The following is a 12,063-nucleotide window of genomic DNA, read 5'->3' on the forward strand; positions in this document are numbered from 1 at the left end:
AAGTGCTCCTATCCCCCGGCACAGCGTCAGGCTGCGGGTTCCTGTTAATTCAGAGTAATCAGCGACACATCGCCCATGTAAGGTTTTAAAGCGTCTGGAATGCGGATATTCCCGTCTTTGTCCTGGTAATTTTCCATAATGGCAACCAGTGTGCGCCCTACAGCAAGACCTGAACCATTGAGGGTATGAACCCATTGAGTTTCCTGAGTGTCAGGGTGACGATAGCGTGCTTTCATGCGGCGCGCCTGAAAAGAGGTCATGTTCGAACAGGAAGAAATTTCCCGGTAGGTGTTTTGACTTGGTAACCAGACTTCCAAATCGTAAGTCTTGGCAGAACCCGCACCCATATCGCCCGTACACAAAGCCATGACGCGATAAGGCAGCCGCAAACGTTGCAGGATGGTTTCAGCATGGCGCGTCAGCGTTTCCAAGGCTTCAAACGAATGTTCCGGTTGGGTAATCCAGACCAGCTCCACTTTCTCAAACTGGTGCTGGCGTATCATCCCCTTGGTGTCCTTGCCATAAGATCCCGCTTCGCTGCGAAAACAGGGCGAGTGGCAAACATGACGCAGAGGCAGGGCTTCATGCGCAATGATGGTATCCCGGACCGTGTTGGTTACAGGGATCTCGGCCGTGGAGGTGAGGTAATAATTGTCTTCGCCTTTTAATTTAAATAAATCATTTTCAAATTTCGGCAATTGGCCGGTTCCAAGCAAACTGTCGGCATTGACAATATAGGGAACGTAAATTTCTTCGTAGCCATGCTCAAGGGTATGGATATCAAGCATGAATTGGATTAAGGCACGATGCAGTTTGGCAATCTGGTTTTTCATGACGACAAAACGGCTGCCGGTTATCTTAACCGCGAGCGCGAAATCCATTTGTCCCAAGGCTTCGCCCAATTCATCATGGGATTTGACAGCAAAATCAAACGCAGGGATCTCCCCCCAGCGGCGGATTTCCACATTTCCGGTCTCATCCTCACCAACGGGGACGGAGTCGTGCGGCAAGTTAGGCAAGGACAGGGCAATGTGTTCAATCTGCCTGAGAAGGGTTTCCAGTTCCTGCTTTTTTTGTTCCAGTTCGCGGCCTAACTCATTGACTTCGGCACGCATGGCATCAATATTTTCCCCACGTGCGACCGCCGCGCCAATCTCTTTTGAACGCGTGTTGCGCTCATTCTGCAATGACTGGGTTGCCACCTGCAGGGCTTTGCGCTGCTCTTCCAGTTGCCTATACGCTTGGGCGTCGAATTTGAAACCGCGTCTGGCCAGTTGTTCAGCCACGGCAAACGCATCGTCACGTAACAGTTGGGGATCTAACATAATTTTTTTCCATTACCTATTGTCTAGCTCACACCCATTTCCGCAGTCCAGGACAAAATGCGATTGCCTTCCAGCAGCGTACTGAAATGGTTAAGAATTTCATCGGCTTTTGCCGGCTCTTCCACAAACTCAATCACTATGGGCAGATCGAAATGAATGTCCAGCAATCTTGCTTCACGCATCTTGCCTGAACTGCCAAAGCCCTTCACGCCGCGAAACATGGTCGCACCCATGACTTTTTGATCATGAAGGTAATCATAAATCTGCTTAAGGTGAGGTGAATCTTCACTTAAATAAAACCGCACGACTTTGACTTGCATCAAACCATCCCTCCTATCCATCGACCGACGATTATCCCTACAAAGGCCATCCCCAGAGCGCAGACGTTATTCAGCGCCATGTTGAGCAGAGCGGCCACGTGTTCCCCCCCTTCGAACAATACCCAGGTTTCCCAGGAATAGCTGGAAAACGTAGTGAAGCCGCCTAAGAAACCGACCACCAGAAACAAACGCCAGTAATCGGTGACTGCAAAGCGCTCCAAAAGCAGGATCATGATTAATCCAGCCAGAAAGGATCCAAGCCAGTTAACGAACCAGGTTCCTACCGGGTAATGGCTGCCAAAAAGTTTTGCCATCAGTGCCACAGAGCCAAAGCGGGAAACAGCGCCCAGGGCCCCGCCGCAAGCCACAGTTCCAATTGCAGCCCACATAATACTTTCCTTATCTAACAATGCCTCGAGTGGATTGATTCAACGCATCAATCATGGGAATGACTTCCGGACAGTCCATTTGCATCATTTCCAGTTCGGCGACAGCCTGCTGCACAGTCAGTCCCTTACGGAAAATTATTTTATAGGCACGGCGTAAATGATCAATAGCCGAAGACGAAAAACCACGCCGCCTTAATCCCACGGTGTTGATGCCGCAGGCGGAGGTGGTATGTCCCGCAATCATGACGTACGGCAACACGTCTTTAGTCACATACGTAGCCCTGGCTATAAAGGCATAAGCACCAATCAGACAGAATTGATGAACGGCTGCGTAAGGACCGATAATCGCGTAATCATTGACAATCACGTGCCCTGACAGCGCGGCATGATTCACCATGATGGTGTGATTACCCACCATGCAATCATGACCGATATGCGAATAAGCCATCAGAAAATTATGATTGCCGATGCGGGTTACCCCGCCGCCTTTTACCGTGCCGCGGCTTATCATGCAGTATTCACGGATGACATTGTTATCGCCAATCTCAAGACGAGTCGCCTCCCCTTGATAAGTCACATCCTGAGGTTCGTCGCCGACCGAAGCGAATTGAAAAATTTTGTTGTTCTTCCCTATCCGGGTTGGGCCCTCAATCACGACATAGGGTCCGATCCAGGTTCCTTCACCAATTTCTACGTCAGCACCAATCACGCTGCCAGGCCCTATCGATACCCCTTCTGCGATTTTGGCTGAGGGGTGAATCATTGCGCGTTCATCTATCACTTTTTTACTTCCTTCGATGCACTCATTAAATCGGCGGAGCAGGCCAATGTGTCGCCAACAAAGGCTTCGCCATGCATACGCCAAAAATCACGTTTTTGCCCTACTAATTTCACTTCAAGCCGAAGCTGATCGCCCGGTGTCACCACATGCTTGAATTTCGCATTGTCAATTCCGGCAAAATAATACAGAAACTCATGTCCCTCTTTGGGGGTTCTTGATAAATTGGATAAAATAGCGCTGGCTTGAGCCAAAGCCTCCAGCATCAATACACCAGGCATGATCGGATTGCCGGGAAAATGCCCCATAAAGAACGGTTCGTTAATGGTGACATTCTTTGTCGCAACCAGGTAATCCAGTGTTTTGTAGTCAAGCACTCTGTCCACCAGAATAAACGGGTACCGGTGAGGCAAAAGTTCCAGAATTCTTATAATGTCAATTGGTTCATTCATGCATCATCTCACTCAATTCTATTCCTAACGACGAACATTGATTAAGCTTAAATCCATGTTCGCAGGATTCCTTTTCTTATCCAACTCAACTCATGGAGTCGTCCTGCCCCTTTTTTTCCAATTTCGCCAAACGCGCCACGTAGTCGTCCAGGCGTCGAAAACGAGCCGCATTGCGCCGCCAGCGCTGATGTTCGCTCACCAAGGTGCCCGAAGAATACACGCCGGCCTTTTGCAGGCTTTTGCTGACGGTGGACATTCCGGTAATAACCACTTCGTTGGCAAGATGGACATTTGCCGCAATACAGCTCGCCCCGCCAATCACGCAATGGCTGCCTATGCGTACAAAAGCCCCGATAACCGCACAGCCGGCAATGGCTGTGTGAGCGCCAATAGTAACATCATGCGCAACATGTACCAAATTATCGATACAAACATTTTCACCAATGCAGGTATCACTCAATGAGCCGCGGGCAATGACTGTATTTGCACCAATCAGGACTCGATCGCCGATGACTGTGCCGCCGAGGGCGTGGCTTGTGTGCCAATACCCTTTATCCTTGAGATTGTTAAAGGGGTTAGCACCAATCACCACACCGCTGCCGACACAGGTTTGCGCACCGATTACCGTTCCGGCTCCGATTACCGCACCGGGCTCAATGACTGTCTGCGCCCCGATAAAGACATCGTTTTCGATCACGCAATGGGCACCGACACAGACACCGGGTGCTATCACCACACGCTCGCCGATCCTGGCGTGCGCATCGATAAAAAGAGGCTCAGTCAACTCTGCGGTGGGTGAAATAATAGCAGATTGATGAATGCCTTGTCTTTGAATTGGATTAATTTTAAACAGATTGGCCACTAAATGGATTGATTCCCAAGGATTAGGCACCGATATGCAACTGAAAGGAAAGTCTCTAACCTGTTGTGGTGCGAGAAGCACTGCCCCCGCGCGGGTTCTTAATAATAAATCCGACTGAGCGGCATTGTCGAAACAGGCAATTTGATTTTTTTGAGCCCTCAGTAATGAAGAAACCCCTTGAATCAGCAACGCTGCATCACCGTGCAGATTGCCGCTCAAGAGGTCAGCCAATTCCCTGAGGGTATATGCTGTGGTCACGAAATCAATCGATGTTTTTCATGACACTGGCAGTAATATCCAACTTGTTGTCGCTGAAAGGCGCAGCATCTTTCTGAAGAATCAGATCGTATTTTTCAGTTTCAGCCACTTTGGTAATGGCTTTACGGATTTTGCCGTATAACTCTTCCATGGCTTCATTATGAGCCGTGCTCAATTCCTGCTGGTATTGCTGGCCTTGACGTTCGAAATTTTGTTGCGCAGCAACAATCTTTTTCTCAAGCTCTTTCTTTTGAGCCTGGCTCATCACTGTGCTTTCACGCTTGAATTTTTCCATGTCTTTTTTAAGGCTTTCTTCCATGGCCACTAATTTATCACGGCGAGGTTTGAATTCCTTTTCCAGTTTTTGCTGGATAGCTTTCATTTGGGTTGAGGTCTGCATGATTTTCTGCAAATCAACCACACCAATTTTTGACCAATCGGCAAAGGCATTAGCAGCACCCAAGCTGAAAACCAACGCCATTAAAAACCCGCTAACACACTTCATGATTTATCTCCTGGTTGAAAGGCTATGATGCTAGCATAATTCAAAGGCGGTTGCGACAATTGCGCAACGCAAATGGCAAGAATTATCGGGGTTTTATATCCGTCTTGCCATAACCCCTCAAAGAGGCCAGCATTCGTTTTTTAGAAACCGGAGGACAATGTAAACTGGAAGACCTGTTCATCATCACCCGGTTGTTTATTCAAAGGTTTCGCCACACTGAAGGCCAGAGGGCCAAACGGTGAGCGCCATTCCAGTGAAACACCCGCCGAATAACGCAGAGGGCCGGCATCGGAACCCGCCAGGTTTGCAGGCGTTCCGCGGACAAACACGTTACCCGCGTCAACAAACACGGAAGTACGCACATTGTCCCGGCTTAACGGGTATGGGAAAATCAAAGCGGCGGTACCGTTGACCAGGAAGTTGGCTCCAATGGCATTTCCGGTGTTGTCCTGAGGGCCGAGGGAGTAACTGCTGTAACCTCGAACCTGCCCCGGTTGCGCGATACCCCCGGCATAATAGTTTTCAAAGAAGGGCAACCCTTGATTATCGAATTGGTTACCATAGCCGACATTGCCCAGGACTGAAAAGATAAACCCTTTAAACAGCGGCTGGTACAAGTGTGCCATGTAACTGGTTTTGTAATAAGACAGTGACGAGGAGGTTGCCGGTAAAGCCACCATGGCCGTCGCCTGTTGGTTCATTCCGCTGGTTGGGAATGGCAGTTGATCGTAACTGTTTCTATTCCAGCCTGCCGATAAACGGATTTCCTGGAAATGACGCCCATGAAGGTCGACGAAATTCTGAATCTGCTGGACGAACCCGACGGATTTAATGTTCAGGTCCTGATAACCATAACCAAACTGCAGGCTGCTTTTCTCGCTGAGCAGCACGTTGTAATTGATATCCCCGCCCCAACGATCCGACGAGTAGGCACTGACATCGAGTTTTTGCGGATCAACCACCTGATAATACAGATTAAAGCCGCGCCCTATACCGGTTTTGGTATAAAACGGGTTGTAATAGTTAAGGGAATAATCCTGACCCCAGTAGCTCGCATTAAAACCAATACCCATGGAGCGGCCAGTCCCCATGAAGTTATGCTGATTAAAGGCGGTATTGAACGTGGGCCCGTTAGTACCATACCCGATGGAAGCGGTGGCTTCGGCTGAAGGGGCTTCCTCGACGTTCACATCCAGATCAACCTGGTTATTGGCACCCGGTACAGGGGTAGTCTTGACGTTAATGTCTTTTAAATACCCTAATAAACGCAACTGGCGTTCGGATTCTTTAATGTTATGCAGCGAGAGCAGCGATCCTTCATCCTGACGAATAACATTGCGTAACACATAATCCGCCGTCTTGGTATTGCCATGGAAATTAATGCGGCGGACATACACATGCCGACCGGGTTCGACCACAAAGGTGATGAACACGGTTTTGTTTTCTTCATCCAGGCGCGGCTCGGCATTGATCGCCGGGAAGCCAAACCCTACATCCCCTAAAGCAAGACCAATGGCGGAAATGCTTTCAGTGACTTTCTTACGGGAAAACACATCGCCTTTCTTAACCTGAATCAATGAATCGATTTTTTCTTTTGGCAATACGGTTTTACCCATCACCGCGTAGCCCGCAAAGCGGTACTGCGGCCCTTCTTCAATGTGGATATTGATAAAGACATCTTTTTTATCCGGCGACAACATCACCTGCGAGGACACCACATTAAATTTCAAATACCCACGATCCAGGTAAAAAGAGCGCAGGGACTCAAGCGAGGCATCCATGGCGGTTTTGGAATACTGATCTTTTTTAGTGAAATAGGTAAAGATACCGCTGGTGGACAGCGACAATTCCGGCATGAGTTCATTGCTTGAAAAATCATGGTTGCCGATGAACTTAATCTCTTTAATTCGCGCCACACGACCTTCTGACACATTAATCGTGATGGCCACCCGGTTTTCGGTGAGTGCTGTAACCTTGGTATCAATGCGGGCGTTGTATTTCCCGCGGGCGTTGTAAGCCTGCTTCAGTTCTTTTTCAAGACGCTCAAGGGCGGAACGCTGGAAAACGCGCCCTTTGGCCAGTCCCATTTGTTTCAGTAATTCTTTTAATTTGTCAGAAGGGATTTCCTTGTTGCCTGTCAGGTTAATGGACCCAATGGTGGCCCGTTCAATGACGTTGACAATTAAGGTGTTTCCCTGACGCTCAAGTGAAACCGACTGGAAAAAACCGGTATCATACAAGGCGCGGATAATTTGTCCGGTGCTTGCGGCGCTGACTTCTTCACCCACCTGCACAGGTAAATAATTAAGCACTGTTCCCACACTGACGCGCTGAAGGCCGGTGACTTTGATGTCGCGAACTACAAACCCATTCGCGGCGTTAACGGCGGCTGTCCAGGTAAGAAGGGATGAACAGCATACGCCCAGAAAAATTTTTTTACTGACTTTATTCATTATTATTTTACGTCCAGCACTACAACTAAAACGAATGCCGGGTTTCAAACCGGCGGGAATAATTCAAATTTGCAATCCTTTTATAGGAACTGACAAGCGCTGTCAAGCAAACAGTGGATCAAGTTAAATCCCGTTTCTGTTCCTTTCCTGAGACACAAAAAAACCGGCTGATGGAAGAGTATGCCAGAATCAAGGGCTTATCTCCGTCAACTGGTTAATCGCGAAATATCATTGGTTAATGCCAGAACCGTCAACGCAATAAGGAAGGCCAATCCGACATACAATCCAGCGGCTCTTATCCCTTCAGATAATGGGCGACGGATAATGATTTCGATGAAATAATACAGCAGATGACCGCCATCCAACATAGGAATCGGTAATAAATTCAGTACGCCAAGGCTGATGCTGACTAAAGCCAGGAAAGACAAATAATAAGCAATACCGCTACGCGCCGACTCACCCGCACCCTGGGCAATTCCGACAGGGCCGCTGATGGTTTTTAAAGCCAGCTTGCCTGTGGCAAATCGGCCAATCAGGGAAAACGTCGTAGCCGTTAAATCCACGGTTTGACGCAAGGCCGTGCCCAGCGCCGCAATCGGGCCTTCCCGCTGCACGCGCAGCCATTCTTTCGGCCAATCCACTTTCTTCGAACGGACACCGATGTAGCCTTCCTGGCTGCCATTAACGTCTTTACTGCCCGTACGAAGTGCCAGGGTCTCACTCTTGCCGTCACGGAGAATACCAAGCATCAGCACCCGATCCGGGTTGTTTCTAACAATCTCCACCAGATCAAGCCAATCGGACAGCGGCTTGCCATCAACGGTTTGGATGGTATCGTTTAAGGTCAGGCCTGCTTTTGCAGCCGGTGAATCCTCCATCACCTCCCCCACAATCGGCGGAATGGTAGGGATAAACGGGGTAATCCCCAGACTGGCAAGGGGATCCGGCTTTTGCGGATCGAGTTGCCATTCGCTCAAGGGGAGCATTACTGTCTTCTGTTCGCCGCCGGCCATGGGTTTCACGGTCATGGACACGGTTTCATCGCTGCCCACTAGCGGCAGAAGCAGGTACTGGAAATCACGCCAGCTTCGAACAGACTCGCCATTCAGCTCAATGATTTCCTGTTGGGCGTTGAGTCCCGCCTTGTGAGCGAGGCTACCCGGCTTGACGGCTTCGATCATGGGCGCCAGTGAATAAATACCGATAACCAGGACCAGCCACAGGGCGAGAAAGGCAAAAATCAGATTAAACAAAGGGCCGGCGGCGACAATGGCAATCCTTGCCCAGACTGATTTATTATTAAAGGCGAGGTGACGCTCTTCTGCAGGCACCTCCCCTTCGCCTTCATCCAGCATCTTGACGTAGCCGCCCAAAGGCAGCAGAGACCAGGCGTACTCTGTCCCTCGCCTGTCGTGCCAGCGAAACAGCACTTTGCCGAAACCAAACGAGAATCGAAGCACCTTAACGCCGCATAAACGGGCCACTATAAAATGCCCAAACTCATGCACTGTCACTAAAAGCAACAGTGCTAAAATAAAGAAAACTAATGTATAAGCCATTTGAGTGTCCCCGAAACCAGGTATTCAAGACCAAAATAAAAGGCAGGAGCAGCAGCGATCAGACTGTCCAGACGATCGAGCACCCCGCCATGGCCCGGGATTAAGTGTCCCGTGTCTTTAACATGCTGGCGTCGTTTCAGGATGCTGATGAACAAATCGCCTAAAAGCGCGATAAAAAACACCAGGACATTAATGAGAACCCACATTAACGGCGCATGGGGTTGAAAATACCAATAACCTGAAACAGCAACCACGGAGGCTAACACAGCGCCGCCGGCTAAGCCTTCCAGGGTTTTTCCCGGACTGACCACTGGAATAAGCTTGTGTTTTCCCCACTGTTTTCCTGCAAGATAGGCACCGATATCGGCAGCCCATACAAAAAACAATAGATAAAAAATCAGTTCTTTGCCACCCTCAAGCTCATAAATACTCAGCAGACTTTGACCAAAAAGGGGCAACAGGGCAAAACAGAGGCCGGTGACCACCGGTCGATTTCCCCAGACACGTTGCGATGCGGGAAACAACAGGACAGCAAAAATCAATAAAAACCAAAGGGCTAAGCCAGCGATAAGCCAATACCCGATAACCAGGTGAATTAATAAGGCACAAACCAATAACCCTGCAAGAATGAACAACCTGACAGGCAGATGCACAACGGGGATAAGCGGCAACCATTCCAGACCGCAGGCCATGACCAGCACGAATACCGCTGCAGCAAACACCCAGAAGTTGGAATAATAAATAGCGGCCAGTACGGCGGGAACTAAAATCAGGGTGGTTACTAATCGCTGCTTAAACATACTCTTTCTCACTTACCTGTTGTGACGTTTTTCCATAACGGCGCTCACGTTGCTTAAAACTGAGCAAGGCCTCTTCAAATTCCACCGCTGTAAAATCCGGCCAGAGGGTGTCGGTAAAATACAATTCCGTGTAGGCTAACTGCCACAGGAAGAAGTTGCTGATGCGCCGCTCGCCGCTGGTGCGGATAAAAAGGTCAGGCTCCGGTAAATCGTGGGTGCATAACTGCTGGTTGAGCGTGGTTTCATTGATTTCATCCAGGCGAAGCTTGCCGGTACTGACCTGTTCAGCCATTCGTATAGCCGCCTGAGTTATCTCCCATTTGCCGCCGTAATTCAAGACCAGATTTAAAATAAGACCCTGGTTGTCTTTGGTTAAGCGTTCAGCAATCTCCATTTCAGCACAAATCGCCGGCGGCAGGCCTTGCCGGTTGCCGGTAAAACGCAGGCAGATGGCCTTCTGGTGTAACTCCTGGACTTCATGCCGAAGCGTGGTCAGGAAGAGCTGCATTAAAAACGCCACCTCGCTTTCGGGGCGCGACCAGTTTTCACTGCTGAAGGCAAACAGGCTCAAAACAGGGATTTGATGTTCCAGGCAGGCTCGGATGACTGTTTTAACTGTAGCGATTCCTGCTTTATGACCTTCAAAACGAAGCATGCCGCGACTTTCAGCCCAACGCCCATTACCGTCCATCACAATGGCGATATGCTGCGGTAATTTACTCTTCAAACCATTTCTTCCTACGACTTCGATTGAGGCAATAGTCTAACCGCTTTGAACAAAAATTTTAAGTACTGTCTGAAGGAAGTCGCGCATTGACCCGCCGCTGTGCCATGAACTAAGGTAAAGCATTATCCCAACGCAAAACGGAAACCATGAATCCATTGCATTGCGACACCGCCATCATTGGCGCCGGTGCGGCCGGTTTAAGTCTTGCCGCGGGCTTAAGCCAGTTGGGCTTGAATGTTATTCTTATTGAAAAAGGCCTCATGGGTGGCGATTGCCTGAATTACGGCTGCGTCCCCTCCAAAGCCTTAATCGCCTGCGCCAAAAATTTCTGGCAGGCGCGCCATAGCCAATCGCTGGGGCTTCTTCATGTTTCAAGTCCGCAAGAACAACTGGACTTTCACCAGGTGATGCGCCATGTCCATGAAACCATTGACACCTTAGCCGTGCATGATTCCGTGGCACGTTTTGAATCCTTAGGCGTAAACGTCATTCAGGCTCAGGCCCGTTTTATCGATAAAAAAACAATTCTGGCGGGAGATTACGCGATTAAGGCCAAACGCATCGTCATTGCTACCGGCTCCTCACCCGCCATACCGCCCATACCCGGCCTTGATGAGGTCCCTTATTTAACCAACGAAACCCTGTTTAAGCTAACGGAACTTCCCAGGCATTTGCTGGTCATTGGCGGCGGACCCATTGGTTGCGAACTGGCGCAGGCTTTCGCCATGCTGGGCAGCCACGTCTCCCTGCTGGAAAGTCAAGTCATTTTAAACCGCGATGACGCCGAATGCGCGGCCATTGTCCGTCAGTCCATGGAGAACACCGGCGTGCACCTGTATGAGGGCGTTGAGATTCACCGGATTACCCATGAGGCCACCGGCATCCGCATCGCTGCACAACATCACCAGAAAAGCCTGGAGCTTAACGGCAGTCATCTTCTGGTTGCGGCCGGCAGAATAACGCCAGTGGATGAATTGGGTCTTGAGGCGGCGGGGATACGCTGCGATGGCCGGCATATTGCCGTTAATCGAATGCTTCGAACCAGTAACCGGCGTGTTTTTGCCATCGGCGATGCCGCCGGTCGACTGCAGTTTACCCATGTCGCCAATGATCATGCGGGTTTGGTGCTCAAGCAAATTGCCTTTAAATTGCCTGTGCGCCTGCAGGAAAACGCCATCCCCTGGGTCACCTACACCTACCCCGAACTCGCCCATGTCGGCCTAAGCGAACAAGACGCCCTGCAACGCCCCGACCATTACCGCATCCTTAAACTGGATTTCAAAGCCAATGATCGCGCCAACACCGACGGTAAAACCCAGGGCCTTCTTAAAGTCATTGTTACAAAAAAGGGAACGGTATCCGGGGTCAGTCTGTGCACTGAGGACGCGGGTGAACTGATTTTTCCCTGGATTCTGGCTGTACGGGAACAACGTTCCCTACGCCTGTTTACCGACACGATCATCCCCTACCCCACCCGCAATGAACTCAGCAAGCGTCTGGCAGGTCAATTTTATGCGCCCAAACTTTTCTCTCCCTGGGTCAAAAAAATAGTCCGAATGCTGTCTTGGTTTTAGTGGGTGATTTCCTTTTCGCAGCGGCGGAGAGAGGGGCGAATTCTTTCTGAGGGGACAGTCT

12 protein-coding genes are annotated in these 12,063 nt (G+C 49.8%); 1 reads left to right on the forward strand and 11 read right to left on the reverse strand.

Features of this window, described 5'->3' with window-relative positions; genetic code table 11:
- Positions 1–44: 44 nt before the first annotated feature.
- The 11 genes from serS to uppS form a co-directional block, all read right to left on the reverse strand.
- Positions 45–1,325: a serine--tRNA ligase gene (gene serS, locus DYE45_RS11665; protein ID WP_108293045.1), complete on the reverse strand. Its 1,281-nt coding sequence runs from the start codon at positions 1,323–1,325 to the stop codon at positions 45–47.
- A 23-nt stretch (positions 1,326–1,348) separates the two neighbouring features.
- Entirely contained in the window at positions 1,349–1,645 is a 297-nt protein-coding gene (locus tag DYE45_RS11670; RefSeq protein WP_160160731.1) for a DUF190 domain-containing protein, read from the reverse strand.
- Entirely contained in the window at positions 1,645–2,034 is a 390-nt protein-coding gene (crcB, locus tag DYE45_RS11675) for a fluoride efflux transporter CrcB (RefSeq protein ID WP_242602617.1), read from the reverse strand. The genes DYE45_RS11670 and crcB overlap by 1 nt, the downstream gene beginning before the upstream one ends.
- Before the next feature lie 10 nt (positions 2,035–2,044).
- Positions 2,045–2,815 carry an acyl-ACP--UDP-N-acetylglucosamine O-acyltransferase gene (lpxA, locus tag DYE45_RS11680; RefSeq protein WP_108293041.1) on the reverse strand — a complete coding sequence of 257 codons (771 nt, stop codon included), beginning with the start codon at positions 2,813–2,815 and terminating at the stop codon, positions 2,045–2,047.
- Complete coding sequence (gene fabZ, locus DYE45_RS11685) at positions 2,812–3,264, reverse strand: 3-hydroxyacyl-ACP dehydratase FabZ (RefSeq protein ID WP_058530985.1); 453 nt, start codon at positions 3,262–3,264, stop codon at positions 2,812–2,814. The genes lpxA and fabZ overlap by 4 nt, the downstream gene beginning before the upstream one ends.
- Positions 3,265–3,349: 85 nt before the next feature.
- Positions 3,350–4,384 (reverse strand): UDP-3-O-(3-hydroxymyristoyl)glucosamine N-acyltransferase, encoded by a 1,035-nt coding sequence (lpxD, locus tag DYE45_RS11690; RefSeq protein WP_108293039.1) that lies wholly within the window; start codon positions 4,382–4,384, stop codon positions 3,350–3,352.
- A 4-nt stretch (positions 4,385–4,388) separates the two neighbouring features.
- Positions 4,389–4,889: an OmpH/Skp family outer membrane protein gene (locus tag DYE45_RS11695; RefSeq protein WP_108293037.1), complete on the reverse strand. Its 501-nt coding sequence runs from the start codon at positions 4,887–4,889 to the stop codon at positions 4,389–4,391.
- A gap of 140 nt (positions 4,890–5,029) precedes the next feature.
- Positions 5,030–7,342, reverse strand: coding sequence for an outer membrane protein assembly factor BamA (gene bamA / locus DYE45_RS11700; protein WP_108293035.1), 2,313 nt, complete (start codon positions 7,340–7,342; stop codon positions 5,030–5,032).
- 206 nt (positions 7,343–7,548) lie between these two features.
- A complete protein-coding gene (gene rseP / locus DYE45_RS11705) occupies positions 7,549–8,901 on the reverse strand; it encodes an RIP metalloprotease RseP (protein WP_108293033.1) in 1,353 nt (450 codons plus the stop codon).
- Entirely contained in the window at positions 8,886–9,701 is an 816-nt protein-coding gene (locus DYE45_RS11710; RefSeq protein ID WP_108293031.1) for a phosphatidate cytidylyltransferase, read from the reverse strand. Before DYE45_RS11710 ends, rseP begins: the two co-directional genes overlap by 16 nt.
- Positions 9,694–10,428, reverse strand: coding sequence for an undecaprenyl pyrophosphate synthase (uppS, locus tag DYE45_RS11715; RefSeq protein WP_108293029.1), 735 nt, complete (start codon positions 10,426–10,428; stop codon positions 9,694–9,696). Before uppS ends, DYE45_RS11710 begins: the two co-directional genes overlap by 8 nt.
- Positions 10,429–10,574: 146 nt before the next feature.
- On the opposite strand from uppS, the gene DYE45_RS11720 reads away from it, so the two are divergent.
- The gene (locus tag DYE45_RS11720; RefSeq protein ID WP_108293027.1) at positions 10,575–12,002 is read left to right on the forward strand and encodes a dihydrolipoyl dehydrogenase family protein; all 1,428 of its coding nucleotides are present in this window, start codon (positions 10,575–10,577) and stop codon (positions 12,000–12,002) included.
- The last annotated feature ends 61 nt before the right edge of the window (positions 12,003–12,063 follow it).

This window comes from Legionella taurinensis (genome assembly GCF_900452865.1).
Lineage (GTDB): Bacteria > Pseudomonadota > Gammaproteobacteria > Legionellales > Legionellaceae > Legionella_C > Legionella_C taurinensis.